A 19,611-nucleotide genomic window follows, 5' to 3' on the forward strand; every position below is an offset into this window, starting at 1 on the left:
CGCAGGGCCGGCGCGGCGCCGGGAGTGCCAAGACGCCGCCGGGAGCGGTCCAGACCGGGCATGGAACGGCAACGCGGTGCCGCGAGTAGCCGCCATGGTGCCGGCCAACACAGTGCCCGGGCGTGGCGGACCCGGCACCCCAGAGTGGGTGAAGTAGCCGGTCAGCCCTGGCGGAGGCGTAGCGCGCCTTCCGCGGCAGGCGTGTCCGTGATCAGCGTCGACACCAACCCCGACCGCAGCACGGCGTCGATGGCCTCCGCTTTCGGCGCCGTGTAGCCGAGGGCGATCACCTCGGGCACCTTCAGCAGCTCCGCCGTGTCGATCGCCAGCACGTGGTGCGCCAGCCCCGTCGACAGCGGCTTCCCCTCGCCGTCGAACAGCCGCGCCGCGACCTCCGCGCGAGCGCCCCGCGCGGTGATCGCCTCGCGTTCGGCCGGGGACACCGCGTCGTACACCGTCGACTCGCCGGGCAGCCACGCGCCGATGCTCACCACGGCCTTCGTCAGGCGCGGGAACTGCGCGAACGTCTCCGCGATCCCCGGCTGCCGCCGCAGGATCTCCGTCGTCCGGCGGTCCGGCAGCACCAGCGGCCCGTAGATCGGGTACGCGTCCCCGCCTGACACCTCCGCCACGTGCCGCACCGTCTCCACCGACCGGTCCCGCATGTCCATCCCGGCCTGCACCCCGCACAACTGCACGATCGGGCACTTCGGCAGCCGCCGCACCGCCGCCGCCATCGCGTTCACCGACCGCGCCCACGACAACCCGACCACGTCGTCCTCGGTGACCGTCTCCGACAGCAGCTGCGCCGCGAACGCCCCGATCTGCCGCCGCACCTGCGGACGCGGCCCCGTGCTCGCCGCTCGATTGAGCACGAACGCCTGCCGCAGCCCATACGCGGACCGCAGCTCGTCGGACAGCCGCACGTCGACCGGCGCCGGGGGAGCGAACTCCACTCGCACCAGGCCCTGCGACAACGCCGCGTCGATCAGCCGCGCCACCTTGAACCTGCTGATCCCGAAGTCGGCGGCGATTTCGATCTTGGAATGCCCCAGCACGTAGAACCGGTGCGCCACCAGCGTCGCGGTGAGCCCGTCCAGCATGCCAGTCTCGCTCATCTGAGCACTATAGCGCCAGCTCCGTTGACGAGAAACCACCAAAACCCCTCTAATGCATGACCAGACATGTGACCACAAAGTCGTGAGGCGCTCAGATGAGCGCAGGAAGAGGTGAGACGGCATGCGGGCCGCCATCGTCGATCAGCCGGGTTCCATCAGGGTCGGCGAGGTTCCCGATCCCACGCCGGGGGAGCGCGACGTCGTGATCAAGGTCGGCGCGTGCGGCATCTGCGGCACGGACCTGCACATCGCCGACGGCCACTTCCCCCCGACGCCCTACCCGATCGTCCCCGGCCACGAGTTCGCCGGCGAGATCGTCGAGATCGGCGAGAACGTCCCCGGCGGCTGGCAGGTCGGCGACCGCGTGGCCGTCGACCCGTCCCTGTTCTGCGGCTACTGCGACCCGTGCCGCGCCGGCCACGGCAACCTCTGCGAGAACTGGGGCGCCACCGGCGACACCGTCAACGGCGCCTTCGCCGAGTACGTCGCAGTCCCGGCGAGCACCTGCTACCGCCTGCCCGACCACCTGTCCTGGCAGGAGGGCGCCCTCGTCGAGCCGGTGTCCTGCGCGGTGCACGGCGTCCGGCGCATCGGGGTCGAGGCGGGCGAGCACTTCCTGGTCGTCGGCGCCGGGACGATGGGCCTGGTCATGCAGATGCTCCTGCAGCGGGCCGGCGCGCGCGTCACGGTCGTCGACCGCAACGCGTCCCGCCTGCCGCGGGCGAAGGACCTCGGTGCGCACGCCGTCGCCACCGATGTGTCCGAACTGGACGGTGAGCGGTTCGACGCGGCGGCGGACTGCACCGGTGCGGCCCCGGCGATCGAGGCCGCGTTCGACGCGCTGCGCCGCGGCGGGCGTCTGCTCGTCTTCGGCGTCGCCCCGGCGGAGGCACGTGTCGCGCTTTCGCCGTTCCGGATCTACAACGACGAGATCACGGTGGTGGGATCGATGGCTGTTCTGCACTCCTACGGCGCCGCGCTGGACCTGGTGGCCTCCGGCGCGATCGACACGAAAGCCCTGCTGACCGACGCGTTGCCGCTGGAGCGGTTCCCGGACGCGCTGGACCTGATGCGCAGTGGTGCGGGTCTGAAGGTGCAGGTGCTGCCGGGGGCCACGGATGCGTAAGCGGCTGGCACTCCTCGCGGTCACCGCGCTGCTGACCCTGACCGGCTGCGCGGGCGCCGGCGCGCTCGGCGCGGGCGGCAACACCCTGGTCATCGCGATCGTGGCGAACCCGCAGATGAACGACGCCATTTCGCTGTCGCACGAGTTCGAGGCGGCGAACCCGGGCGTCAAGCTCAAGTTCGTGTCGCTGCCGGAGAACCAGGCGCGCGCGAAGATCACCGCCTCGACCGCGACCCAGGGCGGCGAGTTCGACGCGGTGATGATCAGCAACTACGAGACCCCGCAGTGGGCGGCCAACGGCTGGCTGGAGAACCTGCAGCCCTACATCGACGCCAGCCCCGGCTACGACCCGGCCGACTTCATCCCGAGCATCCGCGACTCGCTGTCCTACCAGGGCTCGATGTACGCGGTGCCGTTCTACGGCGAGTCGTCGTTCCTGGCCTACCGCAAGGACCTGTTCGAGCAGGCCGGGCTGACCATGCCGGAGCACCCGACGTGGCAGCAGATCGCCGACTTCGCCGCGAAGCTGGACAACCCGCAAGCCGGTGTCGCCGGCATCTGCCTGCGCGGCAAGCCCGGCTGGGGCGAAAGCCTCGCGCCGTTCACCACCGTCGCCAACACCTTCGGCGCGCAGTGGTTCGACCAGGACTGGAACGCGAAGCTGGACACGCCGGAGTTCCGCGAGGCCGCGAACTTCTACGTGAACCTGGTCCGCGAGCACGGCGAGGTCGGCGCCTCCAGCGCCGGGTTCTCCGAGTGCGGCACGCGCTACGGCCAGGGCCAGGCCGCGATGTGGTACGACGCGACCGTGATGGCCGGGACGAACGAGGACCCGGAGTCGAGCAAGGTCGTCGGCAAGTCCGGCTACGTCGCCGCGCCGGTGGTGAAGACCGAGGCGAGCGGCTGGCTCTACACGTGGGCGCTGGCGATCCCGAAGGTCGGCAAGAACAAGCAGGACGCCTGGAAGTTCCTGCAGTGGATGACGAACAAGGAGTTCGTGCAGACCGTCGGCAAGACCTACGGCTGGAACCGGGTCCCGCCGGGCTGCCGGTTCTCCACCTACCGGATCCCCGAGTACGCCGAGGCCGCGAAGGCCTACGCCCAGCCCACGCTGGACGGCATCGACGCGGCCGATCAGCGCAAGGTGATGACGAAGCCGGTGCCCTACCCTGGCATCCAGTTCGTGGGCATCCCCGAGTTCCAGGACCTGGGCACCCGGGTCAGCCAGGAGCTCTCGGCCGCGATCGCCGGTCAGATCACCGTCGACGAGGCCATCGAGCAGTCGCAGGAGTACGCGCAGACCGTCGGCGATTCCTACCGGGAGACGAAATGACCGCCGTTGCGCCCACAGTCGCAAGTGGACAGAGAGTCGAAGCGAAACCGGAGAAGCGCAAGGGCACCGGAGCCTGGGCCCGCCGGGCGCCCCTGCTGCCCGCGCTGTTGTTCACCATCGTGGTGACCCAGATCCCGTTCATCCTGACGGTGGTCTACTCGTTCCAGTCGTGGAACCTCGTGCGGCCCGGCTCGCAGCACTTCGTGGGGTTCCAGAACTACGCCGACGTGTTCGCCGACTCGCAGTTCCGCGGCGCGATGCTCAACACGGTCGTCCTGACCGTGGTGTGCGTGTTCGTCGCGCTGCTGCTCGGGCTCGGCCTGGCGCTGTTGCTGGACCGCAAGTTCCTCGGCCGCGGCGTGGTGCGGACGCTGCTGATCACGCCGTTCCTCATCCTGCCCGCGGCGGGCGCGCTGCTGTGGAAGACGACGATGTTCGACCCGACCTACGGGCTGCTCAACTTCGTCTTCGGCGGCGAAACCGACTGGCTGTCGGAGTTCCCGCTCGCCTCGGTCATGGCGCAGGTCGTGTGGCAGTGGACGCCGTTCATGATGCTGCTGGTCCTGGCCGGCCTGCAGAGCCAGCCGAAGGACGTGCTGGAGGCCGCGCAGGTCGACGGCGCGGGCCGGTGGCGGACGTTCGCGTCGATCACGCTGCCGCACCTGTCCCGGTACCTGCAGCTGTCGGTGCTGCTGGGCGCGATCTACATCGTGAACAGCTTCGACGCGATCTTCCTGATGACCCAGGGCGGTCCGGGCACCGCGAGCACGAACCTGCCGTACTACATCTACCAGCGCGCGTTCCAGGGCTTCGACATCGGCCAGTCCTCGGCGATGGGCGTCGTCGTGGTGGTACTGACGCTGATCGTCGCGACCTTCGCGCTGCGCCTGATGTTCCGCGCGTTCGACGTGAGCAAGGGGGTCGTGAAGTGAGCACCCTGCGCAGGCGGCTCGGTCCCGCCTCACTGACCACCGCCACCTGGGTGGTCGCGATCCTCTTCGTGTTCCCGCTGATCTGGATGGTGCTGACCGCCTTCAAGCAGGAGGCCGACGCCTACACCGATCCGCCGCGGATCGCGTTCACCCCGACACTGGACCAGTTCGCCAGCATCTTCGAGCGCGGGTTCCTGCCCTACCTCGGCAACTCGGCGTTCGTGACGATCCTGTCCACGCTGATCGTGCTGCTCCTGGGCGTCCCGGCGGCGTACGCGCTGTCGCTCGCCCCGGTGCCCAAGACCAGCAACGTGCTCGGGTTCTTCCTGTCCACGAAGATGCTGCCGGTCGTGGCCGCGATCATCCCGCTGTACGTGATCTCGCAGCGCACGCAGCTGCTGGACAACGTGTGGGCGCTGGTCATCCTCTACACGGCGATGAACCTGCCGCTGGCGATCTGGATGATGCGCTCGTTCTTCCTCGAGGTGCCCACCGAGATGATCGAGGCCGGGCGCGTCGACGGGGCGAACCTCCCGACACTGCTGTACCGGGTGATCCTGCCCGTGGTCGCGCCCGGCATCGCGGCGACCGCGTTGATCTGCGTCATCTTCTCGTGGACCGAGTTCTTCTACGCGGTCAACCTGACGGCGGCGCGGGCCGGCACGGTGCCGGTGTTCCTCGTCGGCTTCATCACCAGCGAGGGCCTGTACTGGGCGCAGCTGTCCGCGGCCGCGCTGCTGGCCTCGCTGCCGGTGATGATCGTCGGGTGGATCGCGCAGAACCACCTGGTCCGCGGTCTGTCGATGGGCGCGGTGAAGTAGCTACTCCTGCAGGGACAGCGCCATGGCGGGGCACAGCTTGACCGCCTCGCGGGCGCTGTCCACCTGCCCGCCCTCGGGGTTTTCGACCAGTACCACGACCGTGCCGTCGTCGTCCTGGTCGAACACCTCCGGTTCGGTCAGCACGCACTGGCCCGCGCCGATGCAGAGATCGGTGTCCGCGACGATGCGCATGGCTCCTCCTACCAGGTCACCGGGAACTCGTGAATACCGTAGACGCTCGCGTCGTCCTTGAACGGCAGGGAGTCCAGCGGCACGGCGGGCCGCAGGCCGGGGATCCGCCGGAACAGCGTGTCGAACACGATCTGCAGCTCCATCCGCGCGAGGTTCTGGCCGAGGCACTGGTGCGCGCCGAAACCGAACGCGAGGTGGTGTCGCGCGCCGCGCTCGATGTCCAGCTCCTCGGGGTGGTCGAACGCGTCTGGGTCGCGGTTCGCGAGGTTGCTCAGCGGCACCACGCCCTCGCCTGCCTTGATGAGCACCCCGCCGAGCTCGACGTCCTCCACCGCCACACGGGACACCGCGAACTCCGCGATCGTGAAGTACCGCAGCAGTTCCTCGACCGCGGGCAGCGTCTTCGACGGGTCCTCCTGGATCTTCCGGATGTCCTCCGGGCGCTCCAGGAACGCCATGGTGCCCAGCGAGATCATGTTCGCCGTGGTCTCGTGCCCGGCGACGAGCAGCAGGAACGCCAGACTGACCAGCTCTTCGCGGTCGTCCTGCTTGTCGAGCTGGCGGCTCAGCAGGTCGTCGGCCGGTTCCTGCGCCTTCCGCTCGATCAGCTCGCCCAGGTAGTCGCGCAGCGCGTCGATCGACGCTTTGCGCTCCTCAGGCGGCGTGACCCGGCTGAGCAGGCGGGACGAGTGCAGCTGGAAGAACTCGTGGTCGGCGTACGGGACGCCGAGCTGCTCGCAGATGACCAGTGACGGCACCGGCAGGGAGAGCGCTTTCACCAGGTCGGCCGGCTTGGGGCCGGCGAGCATCGCGTCGATGTGCTGGTCGACGATCTCCTGGATGCGCGGGCGCAGCGCCTCCATCCGCCGCACCGTGAACTCGCCGACCACCTTGCGCCGCGCCGGGCCGTGTTCCGGCGGGTCCATCCCGATCAGCGACGCGCGGAAGCCGGTGTTGATCCGCTGTCCCTTGATCAGCAGCGGGAAGTTCGGGTTGCGCCGGTCGGAGCTGAACCGCGGGTCGGTCAGCATCGCCCGGATGTCCTCGTGCCGGGTGATCGCCCAGGCCGTCTCACCGCTGGGCAGCGTCACCCGCTGGATCGGCGCCTCGTCCCGCAGTCGGCGGTGCTCATCCGGCGGCGCGTACGGGCAGCCGCGGGTGATGGGCAGTGTGGCGGGAAGCTGAGCGGTCACGGTGTTGCACCCCAATCCGGACAAAATGTGGAAGGATGTCGTCCACTTACCGCCAACGTACTGATGTGGAAGTTTTTCGTCCACCTACGTTCGGGTGAGAGAATCTCGCGGGGGTGACGGAGAGGAACGACATGACGGCTTCGGAAACGCGGCTGCGCGCGGACGCCCAGCGCAACCGCGACCAGATCGTCGCCGCCGCCCGCCAGGTGTTCGCCGCAGCGGGCCCGGACGTGCCGATGGAGGAGATCGCGCGCGCCGCCGGAGTCGGCGTCGGCACGCTCTACCGGCGCTTCCCCGACCGGGAGGCCCTCATCCGGGCCGTCGCGCGGGAGAGCTTCGCGCAGGTACTCGCCGACGCACGGGAAGCAGCGGCCGAGGAGCCGACGGCGTTCGACGCGCTGGTGCGGGTCATCGGGCGGTCGCACCAGCTGCAGGCCAGCGTCCAGCTGGCGCTGGTTTCCGAGCGGGCGAGGGAAATCCTCAAGCGCGACCCGGAAACCGCCGCCTCCCGCGACGCGCTGCTGGCCGAGCTGGACGCCATCGTGCAGGCGGCGCAGGCCGAGGGATCGGTCCGCGCCGACGTCGGGACCGGCGACGTCGCCATCCTGTTTTCGCTGGTGCTGCGACAGCCGCCGGCGGTGGACGACCCCGCGCTGCTGGCCTTCGAACGTGCCGCGGCCCTCATGCTCGACGGGCTGCGGTCGAGTTCCGCCAGCCCGTTGCCGGGCCGCCCGATCACCGGTGAGGACCTCCGGATTTCTTGACGGGTACCGGTATGGTGCTCGCGATGGTGATGCCTCCGCCCCGTCTCGACCTGGCGCGCTACCGCGCCACGGTCTGGGCCGGCGTGCCTGCGCGCGCCGGGCGGAAGGTGCGGCTGCGGGTGATCACGCCTGCCGATCAGCGCAGGCTGGCCGGTTTCGACCGGGAGGCCGCGGACACCCGCCGCGTCGGGGAGTACCGGCACTGGGCGGCGCACCGCGCCGAAGCCGACTTCCACTTCGCGATCGAGACCCTGCGCGGCGGCCTCGTGGTGGGCTCGCTGTCGGCGACCGAGGCGGATTCGCCGGACCGGTTCAGCTACGGCATCGGGATCGGGCCGCAGCACCGGCGGTGCGGTTACGCGGGCGACGCGGTGATCACGTTGCTGCGCTTCATGTTCGGCGAGCGCGGCTACCGGAAGTGCGAGGTCAGCATCTACGGCGGCAACGTGGCGTCGCTGTCGATGCACGCCGGGCTCGGCTTCCGCGAGGAGGGCCGCGTCCGCGACACCGAGCTGTCCCGCGACGGCGTGAAGTACCTGGTGCTGATGGGCATCACGGACACCGAGTTCGCGGAGATCCACCCGGACTTCCCGGCCACCAGCCCGCGGGGACGCCACTGGCGCCCCCGCGGACGGCACCGCGACCGCTAGTCCGGCCGCGTGACCGCCCGGCAGCCACGCGGCCGCGCCCCTAGACACCCATCGGGTGCCAGACGGTCTTCGCCTCCAGGTAGCGCCGCAGCCGGGCGATGTCCGGGCGCTGCGTCCAGTCCGGCTCCTCCGCGGGCACGGCCAGCACGCGCTTCACCGTCCCGGCCGCCTCGCGGGCCAGTTCCGCGCGGTCCTCGGCGCCCGTCGGGTCCAGCGCGTTCACGTCGCCGTGCGAGGCCAGCCACGGGCCGAGCTCCGCGGCGCGCCCCGTGAGGATGTTCGCCACCCCGCCGGGCAGGTCGGACGTCGCCAGCACCTCGGACAGCGTGATCGCGGGCAGCGGCCGCTCCGCGCTGCTCACCACGACCGCCGTGCAGCCGGTCGCCAGCGCCGGCGCCAGCACGCTCACCAGCCCGAGCAGCGACGACTTCTGCGGCGCGAGGATCCCGACCACCCCGGTCGGCTCCGGCACGGTGAACGAGAAGTACGGCCCGGCGACCGGGTTCGCCGCGCCCAGCACGCTCGCCACCTTGTCCGTCCACCCCGCGTACCAGACCCAGCGGTCGATCGCGGCGTCCACGACCGCCTCGGCGCGCCGCCCGGACAGCCCCTCGGCGGCCCCGACCTCGGCGACGAACTGGCCGCGGCGCCCCTCCAGCACCTCCGCGACCCGGTACAGCACCTGCCCGCGGTTGTAGGCGGTCGCGCCCGACCAGCCGGGGAACGCCTTGCGCGCGGCCACCACCGCGTCCCGCACGTCCTTGCGCGAGGCGTGCGCGGCGTTGGCGAGGAAGTTGCCCTTGCTGTCGGTCACCGGGTACACCCGGCCGGACTCCGAGCGCGGGAACTTGCCGCCGATGAACAGCTTGTACGTCTTCGCGACGGTCACCCGCTCAGACATCCAGGTATCCCTCCAGACCGGTGCGGCCACCCTCGCGGCCGAAGCCCGACTCCTGGTAGCCGCCGAACGGCGCCGCCGGGTCGAAGCGGTTGAACGTGTTGGCCCAGACCACGCCGGCGCGCAGCCGGTTCGCCGTCCACAGGATCCGCGAGCCCTTCTCGCTCCAGATCCCGGCGGACAGCCCGTAGGGCGTGTTGTTGGCCTTCGCGACCGCCTCGTCCGGCGTGCGGAAGGTGAGCACCGACAGCACCGGCCCGAAGATCTCCTCGCGCGCGATCCGCATCGACTGGTGCACGCCGGAGAACACGGTGGGCGCGAAGAAGAACCCGCGGTCGGGCACCGGGCACGGGCTGGTCCACCGCTGCGCGCCCTCGGCCTCGCCGGAGTCGGCAAGCTCGCGGATCTTGGTCAGCTGCTCGGCGGAGTTGATCGCGCCGACGTCGGTGTTCTTGTCCAGCGGGTCGCCCAGCCGCAGCGTCGTGATGCGGTGCCGCAGCTTGTCCAGCAGCTCCTCGGCGACCGACTCCTGCGCGAGCAGGCGCGAACCGGCGCAGCACACGTGGCCCTGGTTGAAGAAGATGCCGTTGACGATGCCCTCGACGGCCTGGTCCAGCGGCGCGTCGTCGAAGACCACGTTCGCCGCCTTCCCGCCCAGCTCCAGCGTGAGCCGCTTGGGCGTGCCCGCGACCTGGCGCTGGATCTGCTTGCCGACCTCGGTCGACCCGGTGAACGCGATCTTGTCGATGCCCGGGTGCCCGACCAGCCGCGCGCCGACGTCGCCGGCGCCCGGCAGGATGTTCACCACCCCCGGCGGCAGCCCGGCCTGCTGGCAGATCTCGCCGAACACCAGCGCGGTGAGCGGCGTCGTCTCGGCCGGCTTGAGCACCACGGTGTTGCCGGTGGCCAGCGCGGGCGCGATCTTCCACGCCAGCATCAGCAGCGGGAAGTTCCACGGGATGATCTGCCCGGCGACGCCCAGCGGCTTCGGGTCCGGCCCGTATCCCGCGTAGTCGAGCTTGTCGGCCCAGCCCGCGTGGTAGAAGAAGTGCGCGGCGACCAGCGGCAGGTCCGAGTCGCGCGACTCCTTGATCGGCTTGCCGTTGTCCAGCGTCTCCAGCACCGCCAGCTCACGCGAGCGTTCCTGGATCAGCCGCGCGATGCGGAACAGGTACTTCGCGCGCTCGCTGCCCGGCATCGGGCCCCAGGTCTTCTCGAACGCCTTGCGCGCGGCCTTCACCGCGGTGTCGATGTCGGCGGCGCTCGCCGTGGAGACCTCGGCCAGGACCTCCTCGGTCGCCGGGTTGACGGTCTTGAGCGGTTCGCCGCCGCCGTCGACGAACTCGCCGTCGATGAACGGCCGGTAGCTCGGCTTGAGGTTCGCCAGCTCGCGCGACTCGGGCGCGGGCGCGTACTCGAAGGCAGGCATCAGTCCACCGCCACGTAGTCGGGGCCGCTGTAGTGGCCGTCGTGCTGGGTGCGCCGCTGCAGCAGCAGGTCGTTGAGCAGGCTGGACGCGCCGAAGCGGAACAGCTCCGGGGTGAGCCACTGCTCGCCCGCGACCTCGTGCACGGCGACGAGGTACTTGATCGCGTCCTTCGTGGTGCGGATGCCGCCAGCCGGCTTGACGCCGCGCAGCTCGCCGGTGGTGGTGAACCAGTCCCGGACGGCCTGCAGCATCACGTGCGTGATGGGCAGCGTCGCGGCGGGGGAGACCTTGCCGGTGGAGGTCTTGATGAAGTCGCCGCCCGCCAGCAGCGCCAGCCAGGAGGCGCGGCGCACGTTGTCGTAGGTGACCAGCTCGCCGGTCTCCAGGATGACCTTCAGATGCGCGTTCCCGCAGGCGGCCTTGATCGCCTGGATCTCCTCGAACACCTCGCCGTAGCGGCCTTCGAGGAACGCGCCCCGGTCGATCACCATGTCGACCTCGGTGGCGCCGGACTCCACGGCCAGCGCCACGTCGGCGAGCTTCACCTGCCGGGACGACCGTCCCGACGGGAAGGCCGTGGCGACGCTCGCGACGCCGATGCCGGTGCCCTTGAGCCCGTCGACGGCCGTCGCGACGAGGTCCGGGTACACGCACACCGCGGCGACCTGCGGCGTGTCCGGCCGCTCCGGGTCAGGGCGGCGGGCCTTCGCGGTCAGCGCGCGGACCTTGCCGTGCGTGTCGGCGCCCTCGAGCGTGGTCAGGTCGACCATCGAGATCGCGGTGTCGATGGCCCAGAGCTTGCTGGACTTCTTGATGCTGCGGGTGGCCAGGGCGGTGGCCCTGGCTTCGACCCCGACCTGGTCCACACCGGGCAGGCCGTGCAGGAAGCGCCGGAGGCTCGCGTCGTCGCGGATGGCGTCGGCGAGAGCGGCCGGCAGGGTGGGTGCGCTCACCCGCCCAGGCTAGCTGGGCTACCGCGGGAGTGGCCGCACATCCTCCGCGCCCCGGTCCGCCGGTGGTCAGCCCTCGATCTGCCCCTGACCCTTCCGCGGTTTGCGCACGACCGTGACCGCGCCCCAGAACGCGAGCCCGGTGACCTTGACGACCGGCGCGCCCGGCGGCGGGGGCTCGGTGGACGCGCCGCCGCGGTCCTGGCTCTCGAACGCGCCCATGAAACCGACGCCGGTGACCTCGACGATGATGTCGTCGGGCACCACGATGTCGATGCCGCCCATGATCGCGACGGCGGTGATGGTGGTGTGCCGTTCGCTGAACCGGGCGCTGCGCAGGTCCATCTCGACGCCGCCCCAGAACGCGACGCTGGTGTGGTCCGGCGGCACGGTCCACGGGCCCTTGCGGGTGACGCCGGACATGACGGCGACGGAGGTCTTCGAGCCGGGCACCCCGCCGATGCGGTTGTCCGGGGTGAGCGCCCGCGGCGCGGCGGGCTGCACGGCGGCCGGCGAGACCCCCGGCAGGTCCGCGACCGGCGGCTCCAGTTCGGCGAGCGTCTTGGCGGCGTACACGGTGTCGAGCCGCTCTTCCAGTTCCTGCACGGTGATCCGCCCCTCGGCGAGCGCGTTGTGCAGGATCTGCGCGACCCGTTCCCGGTCCGCGTCGGAGGCCCGCATCGGCGGGCGCTCGGGGGTCCCAGGCTGTTCCACCGCGCGAGCCTACCGGGGTCCACGCGGTTTCCGGGTCACCTTCCGGAGACTGTTCCGTCCGCGCCGACGATCACGTCCACGTGCGCGACGTGCTGCGTGCACGGCCCGGAACCGAAGCTCGAGACGTACACCGGAACGCTCCCGCCCGCGCCCAGCGCTTCGCGGCCGTCGGCGGTCAGCAGCCGGACGGTGACGTCGCCGTGGCCGGCCTCGAACCGCTCCGCGCGCGTGCTGCCGAGGTCCGGCGCCGCGACCCCGCCGGCCGGCGTCGCCCGCGCCGTCGAGCACGTGCCGGACTGGCACAACCGCAGTTCCACCGACGCCACGTCCGGCACCGCGGGCAGCACCACGCGGGACGGCGCGGCGTAACCGATCGCGGGACACGCGACCGGGGCGCACGCGGCCAGCGCGCTGCCGATTCCCAGCACCGCGACCACGGTGCGCATCCGGACCACCCCCGTTGTCGGCTACCGTGACGCTCCATGGACGTGCTTGTCGTCGATCATCCGCTGGCCAAGGCCAGGCTGTCGACCATGCGTGACGCCCGCACGGACAGCGCGGCCTTCCGGGCGGCCCTGCACGAGCTGACCGTCATGCTGATCTACGAGGCCACCCGCGAGGCGCCGGTGCGCACCGAGCGCATCCACACGCCAGTCGCCCGCACCGACGCGTACCGCCTCGCGAACCCGCCGCTGCTGGTGCCCGTCCTGCGCGCCGGGCTGGGCATGGCCGACCAGGCGCACAAGCTGATCCCCGAGGCGCAGATGGGTTTCGTCGGCCTGGCGCGCGACGAGGAGACCCTCCAGCCGACCCCGTACATGGAGTCGCTGCCCGACGACCTGTCCGACCGCCCGGTGTTCGTCCTCGACCCGATGCTCGCCACCGGCGGCTCGATGGAGTACACGATCCGGCTGCTGACCGGCCGCGGCGCCACCGACGTCACCGCGATCTGCGCCCTCGCCGCGCCGGAGGGGATCAAGCACCTGGAGGACAGCGGCCTGCCGGTCCGCGTGGTCACCGCGAGCGTCGACGAACGGCTCAACGACTCCGGCTTCATCGTCCCCGGCCTCGGCGACGCGGGTGATCGTCAGTACGGTGCCCGCTGACCCGTACTGGAACAGCAACGTCGCCCGGCATCCGGAGGTCCTGCGCGCCGTGCCGGACGGCTGCGTGGAGGCGCTGGACGTCGGCTGCGGCGAGGGGCTGCTCGCGCGGAAGCTGATGAGCAGGGCGAAGCGGGTCACCGGGATCGACAGCTCGCCGGAGATGATCGCCCGCGCCCGCGAACAGGCCGGCGGTCCGCGGTTCGTCGAGGGCGACTTCCTCGCCGCGGACCTCCCCGCCGGGCACTACGACTTCGTCTGTTCGGTCACCGCCATCCACCACATGGAGTTCGAGCCGGCGCTGACCCGCATGCGGGACCTGCTGCGCCCGGGCGGCACGCTCGTCGTCGTCGGCCTGGCGCGCGAGGCGACCTTGGCGGACTGGGCGCTCTGGACCGCGGCCACCCCGGTCGTGCGGATCAACAAGGTGTTGCGCCGCGCGAGCGTCCCGGCGGGCATGCCGACCGTCGGACCGGCGATGAGCTACCGCGAGGTCCGGGACGCCGCCCGGCGGCTCCTGCCCGGCGTGCGCTACCGGCGCCACGTGCTCCGCCGCTACTCGCTGACCTGGGTCAAGCGCCACCCGTCCGCGTGAGCGCGCAGCGCCGTCTCGTAGGAGGCCGCCACGTCGAAGTCCCGCGGCAGGTTCCCGTTCAGCTCCAGCGACACCAGCCCGTGCACGATGCCCCACGCGCTGACCGCGATCACCTCGGGCGCGACCGCGCGGAACGCGCCGGCGGAGATCGCCGCGCGCACGGTGTCGACCAGCGGCGCGAGCGAATCCCGCGCGGTCCGCGCCGCCTCCGCGCCGGGCTCGAACCCGGGCAGGGCCTTGGTGAACATGATCGAGTACAGGTGCGGGTCGGCCAGCGCGCTCTCCCGGTAGGCCAGCCCCAGCCGCACGAAGTCCTCCACCGGGTCGCCGGAGCGCGAGACGCCCCGCAACCGCGCCCCGAACCGCCGGAACCCCTCCAGGTAGACGGCGTTGACCAGCTCGGGCTTGCCGCCGAACAGCGAGTACACCGCGGTGGTCGAGGTGCCCACGTCCGCGGCGAGCTTGCGCAGGCTGAGCGCCTTCGGCCCGTCCGCCGACAGCAGTTCGCCGGCCCGGTCGAGCAGTTTCAGCCGGAGTGCTTCGTCGTGGGTCCGGGGTCGCGGCATGCCCCCAGGTTATCGCGACAGCGTTATCGTTCCCCTGCTTTCGGAGTTGACCTGGAGTGCACTCCAGGTCGTAGTGTCGGCAGCATGAGCTACTCGATAGCGGAAGCCGCACGTCGCAGCGGGCTGTCGATCGACACCCTCCGCTACTACGAGCGCATCAAGCTCCTCGAACCGCCCGCCAGGGACGCCGCGGGCAGGCGGGCCTACTCCGACGACGACCTCGCGTGGCTGGAGTTCCTCACCAAGCTCCGCACCACCGGCATGCCGATCAAGATGATGCGGGAGTACGCCCAGCTGCGCGGCGCCGGTGACGCCAGCGCCGGCCGCCGCCGCGCGATCCTGCTCGAACAGCGCCGCTCGGTCGCCGAGCGGATCGCCGAACTCCAGGCCTGCATGGACGTCCTGAACTACAAGATCGAGAACTACGATCGCATCTGCGCCCGCATCCCGGGCGGCGTGGTCCGGGAGGAGATTTCCGCGTGATCGGCACCAGGAAGCTGGGCGAACTGGAGGTCGGCGCACAGGGCCTCGGCTGCATGGGCATGAGCCAGGCCTACGGGGTGCGCGACGACGACGCGGAGTCCATCGCGACGATCCACCGCGCGCTCGAGCTGGGCGTGACGCTGCTGGACACCGCGGACGTGTACGGCGCGGGCGCCAACGAGGAGCTGGTCGGCCGTGCGATCGCGGGCAAGCGGGACCAGGTCGTGCTGGCCACCAAGTTCGGCATCGTGCTGGGCGCGGAGGGGCAGCAGGTGCGCGGTGACGCCGCCTACGTCCGCCAGTGCGCCGAGGATTCGCTGCGCCGCCTCGGCGTCGACCACATCGACCTCTACTACCAGCATCGGGTCGACCCGGCCGTCCCGGTCGAGGAGACCTGGGGCGCGCTGTCCGAGCTGGTCGCCGAGGGCAAGGTCCGCCACCTCGGCATCTCCGAGGCGTCCGCGGACACGATCCGCAGGGCGCACGCCGTCCACCCGGTGACCGCGCTGCAGAGCGAATGGAGCCTGTGGACCCGCGGGATCGAGGACGAGGTGGTGCCGACGTGCCGCGAGCTGGGCATCGGGATCGTGCCGTTCTCGCCGCTCGGCCGCGGGTTCCTGACCGGCAGCATCACCAAGGTGGACGAACTGCCGTCCGACGACATGCGGCGCAACCTGCCGCGCTTCGCGGAGGGCAACCTGGACCGGAACCTGCGCATCGTCGAGGCGCTGCGGAAGCTGGCGGCGGAGAAGGGCGTGACCGCCGGCCAGCTGGCGCTGGCCTGGGTGCAGAACCGGGGCGCGGACGTCGTCCCCATCCCGGGCACCAAGCGCCGCAAGTACCTGGAGGAGAACGTGGCCGCGGCCACGCTCGAACTGTCCGAAGCGGACATCCGGAGCATCGAGGCGGCCGTTCCCGCGGAGGCCGTGGCGGGGGAGCGCTACCCGGCGGCCCTGGCCCGCAACGTCGGCAAGTGAGGCCGGTGGCCTGATCAGGCCACCGCCACACCGACCGCGGTCGTGATCATCGCGGCGGCGAGCAGCACGGCGCCGCTGACGGTGACGCCGTGTGCGAGCGGCTTCCGGTCCGGCAGCAGGTTGAGGAACATCCCGCCGGACTGCGCGAGGATGCCGATCAGCAGCAGGACGGAGACCACCCACTGGCCGGCCGAGCCGAGCCCGCCTGCGGCGACGAGTTGCAGGGTGATCAGCGCCAGCACGAGCAGCACACCGGCGTGCGCGTGCCCGGCGCGGAAGTACGCCCGCTGCTCGTCGGTGAGCTTGCGCTTGCGCAGCAGGCCGAGCAGCGAGTAGCCGCCGAACATCACCGTTGGCAGCGAGACCAGCGCGATCACGGTGAACAGCTGGGTGGGACCGGACAGGACGATCATCGCGAGCTACCTCCTCCGGAGCGTTCCACGATTATCGTAACAGTGTTATGTAACGCGGTTATTCCATCAGTCCGGCAGCGACCGTCGCGCCCAGCTCCCAGCACCGTTCGAGGTCCGCCTTCGACGGTTCACCGGTGACGGTGACGATCTCCGCCGCCTTCTCCCACCCGAGACCGGTGGTGATGGACTCGATGCCGCGGACCGTCCCGGAGACGTCACTGCCGCCGTGCACGTAACACCCGAACGGGCGGCCGCGCGTCGAGTCCAGGCACGGGTAGTAGACCTGGTCGAAGAAGTGCTTGAGCGCGCCCGACATGTACCCGAGGTTGGCCGTGGTGCCGAGCAGGTAGCCGTCCGCGCCGAGCACGTCGGTGGCGGTGGCCGCGAGAGCCGCCCGCCGCACGACGGTGACCCCCTCGATCTCGTCGGTGGTCGCGCCTGCGACGACGGCTTCGAACATGGCCTGGAGGTTCGGCGAGGGCGTGTGGTGCACGATCAGCAAGGTGGGCACGCCTGAGGAGCGTGCCGTGGCCGGTGCGCCGGTGCAAGCGCGCCGGGGGTGCCGAGCAGCCGCAACGCCTCCTGGCCGGCGCTGCCGGGCGCGGCGGTGTAGAGGATGACCCGCTGGTCGCGGTCGGGGACGAGCAGCACCTCGCACTCGACCTCGAACTCGCCGGTCCGCGGGTGCCGCAGGACCTTCGTCCGGCTGCGCCGCACGATCACGTCGTGCCGGGACCACAGCTCGCGGAACTCGGCGCTGCCCTCCCGCAGGTCCTCGATCAGCTCGTGGATCCCCGGGTCGTCCGGGTACTTAGCGGCGGCCGCGCGGAGTTCGACGGCGAAGTGCTCGCCCGGGTCCGGGTAACGGCTCCCGCCGGAGTGGAGGAACCGGTCGCGCGCGAGGTTGCGCTCGCGGGGTGACAACTCGGCGAGGTCGCCGAAGACGACGGCGGCCAGGGGGTTCCACGCCAGCACCTCGTACTTCACGTCGACGACCAGCGCTGCCGCCTCGTCCAGGTGGTCCAGGAGGTGCCGGACCCCGGACGGCACGTCCGCGGAGGGGCCGGCCGGGTCGGGCTGCTCGCCGGCGAGGTGGAACAGGTGCGCGCGTTCTTCGTCGGAGAGCCGCAGCGCCCGCGCGACACCGGAGAGGACGTCCCGCGGTGGCTGCGGACTGCGGGCCTGTTCCAGGCGCGTGTAGTAGTCGGTCGAGATCCCGGCGAGGTTCGCGACCTCCTCCCGTCGCAGGCCGGGCGCGCGCCTTCGCGGTCCGGCCGGCAGCCCGACGTCGGCGGGCCGCAACCGGTCGCGCCGGGTCCGCAGGAATGCCGCGAGTTCTCGCATGTCCCCAGTGTCCGGATCTTGGTCGAGCGGCCTCCGGGGAACCGCCCGATCGCGCCGTGGGCGGGCCGTCGCGGCGCCTTTCCGGGCCGAAAGGGCACTTGATCAGCGCTTTTACCGTTAAGGGACCCCCCTGTTCGAGCCCCATTTCGGGGCATGTAATCTTCTCTTCGTCGCCAGGGAGACCGGGCCGGCGGGGAAGAAAAGCCCCAAGGGAACGGGATCCGGGCGGGGGGTCACGAACCAAGCTCCCACCGATGGTGGTAGAGTGGGTGACCGCCGCCGGACGAAACCACAGCGAAATTGGAGTCGCGAGACTTCGCGCGCTGGAGGGGTCGTCGGGTGACACAACAAAACGTGTTGTTTGAGAACTCAACAGTGTATTGATGAGCTAAAGCCAGTTGATTAGCTAGAACCCTTTGTGGGTTCCTTTGAGGCTATCATGTATAGCCGGATCGATTTTCTAGCATTGTTGGAGAGTTTGATCCTGGCTCAGGACGAACGCTGGCGGCGTGCTTAACACATGCAAGTCGAACGCTGAAGCACCTTCGGGTGTGGATGAGTGGCGAACGGGTGAGTAACACGTGGGTAACCTGCCCTGTACTTTGGGATAAGCCCTGGAAACGGGGTCTAATACCGAATATGACTCGCTAAGGCATCTTGGTGGGTGGAAAGTTTCGGCGGTACAGGATGGGCCCGCGGCCTATCAGCTTGTTGGTGGGGTAGTGGCCTACCAAGGCGACGACGGGTAGCCGGCCTGAGAGGGTGACCGGCCACACTGGGACTGAGACACGGCCCAGACTCCTACGGGAGGCAGCAGTGGGGAATATTGCACAATGGGCGGAAGCCTGATGCAGCGACGCCGCGTGAGGGATGACGGCCTTCGGGTTGTAAACCTCTTTCGCCAGGGACGAAGCGCAAGTGACGGTACCTGGAGAAGAAGCACCGGCTAACTACGTGCCAGCAGCCGCGGTAATACGTAGGGTGCAAGCGTTGTCCGGAATTATTGGGCGTAAAGAGCTCGTAGGCGGCTTGTCGCGTCTGCTGTGAAAATCCGGGGCTTAACTCCGGACCTGCAGTGGATACGGGCAGGCTTGAGTTCGGTAGGGGAGACTGGAATTCCTGGTGTAGCGGTGAAATGCGCAGATATCAGGAGGAACACCGGTGGCGAAGGCGGGTCTCTGGGCCGATACTGACGCTGAGGAGCGAAAGCGTGGGGAGCGAACAGGATTAGATACCCTGGTAGTCCACGCTGTAAACGTTGGGCGCTAGGTGTGGGCGACTTCCACGTTGTCCGTGCCGTAGCTAACGCATTAAGCGCCCCGCCTGGGGAGTACGGCCGCAAGGCTAAAACTCAAAGGAATTGACGGGGGCCCGCACAAGCGGCGGAGCATGTGGATTAATTCGATGCAACGCGAAGAACCTTACCTGGGCTTGACATGCACTGGAAACCGGCAGAGATGTCGGCCCCCTTGTGGCCGGTGTGCAGGTGGTGCATGGCTGTCGTCAGCTCGTGTCGTGAGATGTTGGGTTAAGTCCCGCAACGAGCGCAACCCTTGTCCTGTGTTGCCAGCGCGTAATGGCGGGGACTCGCGGGAGACTGCCGGGGTCAACTCGGAGGAAGGTGGGGATGACGTCAAGTCATCATGCCCCTTATGTCCAGGGCTTCACACATGCTACAATGGCTGGTACAGAGGGCTGCGATACCGTGAGGTGGAGCGAATCCCTTAAAGCCGGTCTCAGTTCGGATCGCAGTCTGCAACTCGACTGCGTGAAGTCGGAGTCGCTAGTAATCGCAGATCAGCAACGCTGCGGTGAATACGTTCCCGGGCCTTGTACACACCGCCCGTCACGTCATGAAAGTCGGTAACACCCGAAGCCCATGGCCCAACCCCGCTTGCGGGGAGGGAGTGGTCGAAGGTGGGACTGGCGATTGGGACGAAGTCGTAACAAGGTAGCCGTACCGGAAGGTGCGGCTGGATCACCTCCTTTCTAAGGAGCAGCTCACTTCCA

The 19,611-nt window shown here is 70.0% G+C and carries 22 protein-coding genes and 1 rRNA gene; 11 read left to right on the plus strand and 12 right to left on the minus strand.

The window, feature by feature from the left end; all coding sequences use genetic code 11:
* Nucleotides 1–161: 161 nt before the first annotated feature.
* On the minus strand, nt 162–1,103 hold the full coding sequence (locus AMY39116_RS0332630) for a sugar-binding transcriptional regulator (protein WP_020421807.1): 942 nt from the start codon (nt 1,101–1,103) through the stop codon (nt 162–164).
* Nucleotides 1,104–1,239: 136 nt separating this feature from the next.
* Between AMY39116_RS0332630 and AMY39116_RS0332635 the strand changes: the two genes are divergently transcribed.
* From AMY39116_RS0332635 to AMY39116_RS0332650, 4 genes are read left to right on the plus strand one after another with little or no spacing between them, the layout of a single operon-like run.
* Entirely contained in the window at nt 1,240–2,244 is a 1,005-nt protein-coding gene (locus tag AMY39116_RS0332635; RefSeq protein ID WP_020421808.1) for a zinc-dependent alcohol dehydrogenase family protein, read from the plus strand.
* Nucleotides 2,237–3,577: a sugar ABC transporter substrate-binding protein gene (locus AMY39116_RS0332640; protein WP_020421809.1), complete on the plus strand. Its 1,341-nt coding sequence runs from the start codon at nt 2,237–2,239 to the stop codon at nt 3,575–3,577. The genes AMY39116_RS0332635 and AMY39116_RS0332640 overlap by 8 nt, the downstream gene beginning before the upstream one ends.
* The gene (locus AMY39116_RS0332645) at nt 3,574–4,509 is read left to right on the plus strand and encodes a carbohydrate ABC transporter permease (RefSeq protein WP_020421810.1); all 936 of its coding nucleotides are present in this window, start codon (nt 3,574–3,576) and stop codon (nt 4,507–4,509) included. Before AMY39116_RS0332640 ends, AMY39116_RS0332645 begins: the two co-directional genes overlap by 4 nt.
* A gap of 5 nt (nt 4,510–4,514) precedes the next feature.
* On the plus strand, nt 4,515–5,330 hold the full coding sequence (locus tag AMY39116_RS0332650) for a carbohydrate ABC transporter permease (protein WP_027936423.1): 816 nt from the start codon (nt 4,515–4,517) through the stop codon (nt 5,328–5,330).
* Here the strand turns inward: AMY39116_RS0332650 and AMY39116_RS0332655 are convergent, their stop codons facing one another.
* Nucleotides 5,331–5,522, minus strand: a complete 192-nt coding sequence (locus AMY39116_RS0332655) for a ferredoxin (protein ID WP_020421812.1) — start codon at nt 5,520–5,522, stop codon at nt 5,331–5,333.
* Nucleotides 5,523–5,530: 8 nt separating this feature from the next.
* Nucleotides 5,531–6,715, minus strand: coding sequence for a cytochrome P450 (locus tag AMY39116_RS0332660; RefSeq protein WP_020421813.1), 1,185 nt, complete (start codon nt 6,713–6,715; stop codon nt 5,531–5,533).
* Nucleotides 6,716–6,846: 131 nt separating this feature from the next.
* Between AMY39116_RS0332660 and AMY39116_RS0332665 the strand changes: the two genes are divergently transcribed.
* Together AMY39116_RS0332665 and AMY39116_RS0332670 are read left to right on the plus strand one after the other, a co-directional pair.
* Nucleotides 6,847–7,479, plus strand: a complete 633-nt coding sequence (locus AMY39116_RS0332665; protein ID WP_020421814.1) for a TetR/AcrR family transcriptional regulator — start codon at nt 6,847–6,849, stop codon at nt 7,477–7,479.
* Between the two features lie 11 nt (nt 7,480–7,490).
* Nucleotides 7,491–8,129, plus strand: a complete 639-nt coding sequence (locus AMY39116_RS0332670) for a GNAT family N-acetyltransferase (protein WP_020421815.1) — start codon at nt 7,491–7,493, stop codon at nt 8,127–8,129.
* A 40-nt stretch (nt 8,130–8,169) separates the two neighbouring features.
* Here the strand turns inward: AMY39116_RS0332670 and AMY39116_RS0332675 are convergent, their stop codons facing one another.
* From AMY39116_RS0332675 to AMY39116_RS0332695, 5 genes are all read right to left on the minus strand, one after another.
* Nucleotides 8,170–9,030: an aldehyde dehydrogenase family protein gene (locus tag AMY39116_RS0332675; RefSeq protein ID WP_027936424.1), complete on the minus strand. Its 861-nt coding sequence runs from the start codon at nt 9,028–9,030 to the stop codon at nt 8,170–8,172.
* The gene (locus tag AMY39116_RS0332680) at nt 9,023–10,456 is read right to left on the minus strand and encodes an aldehyde dehydrogenase family protein (RefSeq protein ID WP_020421817.1); all 1,434 of its coding nucleotides are present in this window, start codon (nt 10,454–10,456) and stop codon (nt 9,023–9,025) included. Before AMY39116_RS0332680 ends, AMY39116_RS0332675 begins: the two co-directional genes overlap by 8 nt.
* A complete protein-coding gene (deoC, locus tag AMY39116_RS0332685; RefSeq protein WP_020421818.1) occupies nt 10,456–11,409 on the minus strand; it encodes a deoxyribose-phosphate aldolase in 954 nt (317 codons plus the stop codon). Before deoC ends, AMY39116_RS0332680 begins: the two co-directional genes overlap by 1 nt.
* Nucleotides 11,410–11,475: 66 nt before the next feature.
* Nucleotides 11,476–12,087 (minus strand): DUF1707 domain-containing protein, encoded by a 612-nt coding sequence (locus tag AMY39116_RS0332690; protein WP_020421819.1) that lies wholly within the window; start codon nt 12,085–12,087, stop codon nt 11,476–11,478.
* A 68-nt stretch (nt 12,088–12,155) separates the two neighbouring features.
* Nucleotides 12,156–12,566, minus strand: coding sequence for a hypothetical protein (locus AMY39116_RS0332695; RefSeq protein WP_027936425.1), 411 nt, complete (start codon nt 12,564–12,566; stop codon nt 12,156–12,158).
* A 36-nt stretch (nt 12,567–12,602) separates the two neighbouring features.
* On the opposite strand from AMY39116_RS0332695, the gene upp reads away from it, so the two are divergent.
* Entirely contained in the window at nt 12,603–13,226 is a 624-nt protein-coding gene (upp, locus tag AMY39116_RS0332700; protein WP_020421821.1) for a uracil phosphoribosyltransferase, read from the plus strand.
* Nucleotides 13,216–13,818, plus strand: a complete 603-nt coding sequence (locus AMY39116_RS0332705) for a bifunctional 2-polyprenyl-6-hydroxyphenol methylase/3-demethylubiquinol 3-O-methyltransferase UbiG (RefSeq protein WP_020421822.1) — start codon at nt 13,216–13,218, stop codon at nt 13,816–13,818. Before upp ends, AMY39116_RS0332705 begins: the two co-directional genes overlap by 11 nt.
* Here AMY39116_RS0332705 and AMY39116_RS0332710 read toward each other — a convergent pair.
* On the minus strand, nt 13,779–14,384 hold the full coding sequence (locus tag AMY39116_RS0332710) for a TetR/AcrR family transcriptional regulator (RefSeq protein ID WP_020421823.1): 606 nt from the start codon (nt 14,382–14,384) through the stop codon (nt 13,779–13,781). The genes AMY39116_RS0332705 and AMY39116_RS0332710 overlap by 40 nt on opposite strands.
* Nucleotides 14,385–14,468: 84 nt before the next feature.
* Here AMY39116_RS0332710 and AMY39116_RS0332715 point away from each other — a divergent pair, with 84 nt between their 5' ends.
* Both AMY39116_RS0332715 and AMY39116_RS0332720 read left to right on the plus strand, forming a co-directional pair.
* Nucleotides 14,469–14,867 carry a MerR family transcriptional regulator gene (locus tag AMY39116_RS0332715; RefSeq protein ID WP_020421824.1) on the plus strand — a complete coding sequence of 133 codons (399 nt, stop codon included), beginning with the start codon at nt 14,469–14,471 and terminating at the stop codon, nt 14,865–14,867.
* The gene (locus tag AMY39116_RS0332720; RefSeq protein WP_020421825.1) at nt 14,864–15,844 is read left to right on the plus strand and encodes an aldo/keto reductase; all 981 of its coding nucleotides are present in this window, start codon (nt 14,864–14,866) and stop codon (nt 15,842–15,844) included. Before AMY39116_RS0332715 ends, AMY39116_RS0332720 begins: the two co-directional genes overlap by 4 nt.
* 14 nt (nt 15,845–15,858) lie before the next feature.
* Here the strand turns inward: AMY39116_RS0332720 and AMY39116_RS0332725 are convergent, their stop codons facing one another.
* The 3 genes from AMY39116_RS0332725 to AMY39116_RS0332735 are packed head-to-tail and all read right to left on the minus strand — an operon-like array spanning nt 15,859 to nt 17,601.
* Nucleotides 15,859–16,257 (minus strand): hypothetical protein, encoded by a 399-nt coding sequence (locus AMY39116_RS0332725; RefSeq protein ID WP_020421826.1) that lies wholly within the window; start codon nt 16,255–16,257, stop codon nt 15,859–15,861.
* A gap of 58 nt (nt 16,258–16,315) precedes the next feature.
* The gene (locus AMY39116_RS0332730; RefSeq protein ID WP_027936427.1) at nt 16,316–16,768 is read right to left on the minus strand and encodes a flavodoxin family protein; all 453 of its coding nucleotides are present in this window, start codon (nt 16,766–16,768) and stop codon (nt 16,316–16,318) included.
* The gene (locus tag AMY39116_RS0332735) at nt 16,753–17,601 is read right to left on the minus strand and encodes a helix-turn-helix transcriptional regulator (protein WP_020421828.1); all 849 of its coding nucleotides are present in this window, start codon (nt 17,599–17,601) and stop codon (nt 16,753–16,755) included. The genes AMY39116_RS0332730 and AMY39116_RS0332735 overlap by 16 nt, the downstream gene beginning before the upstream one ends.
* Nucleotides 17,602–18,067: 466 nt before the next feature.
* Here AMY39116_RS0332735 and AMY39116_RS0332740 point away from each other — a divergent pair.
* Nucleotides 18,068–19,590, plus strand: a 16S ribosomal RNA gene (locus AMY39116_RS0332740).
* Nucleotides 19,591–19,611 lie beyond the last annotated feature (21 nt).

Source organism: Amycolatopsis sp. ATCC 39116 (assembly GCF_000231075.2).
GTDB classification, from domain to species: Bacteria; Actinomycetota; Actinomycetes; order Mycobacteriales; family Pseudonocardiaceae; genus Amycolatopsis_E; species Amycolatopsis_E tucumanensis.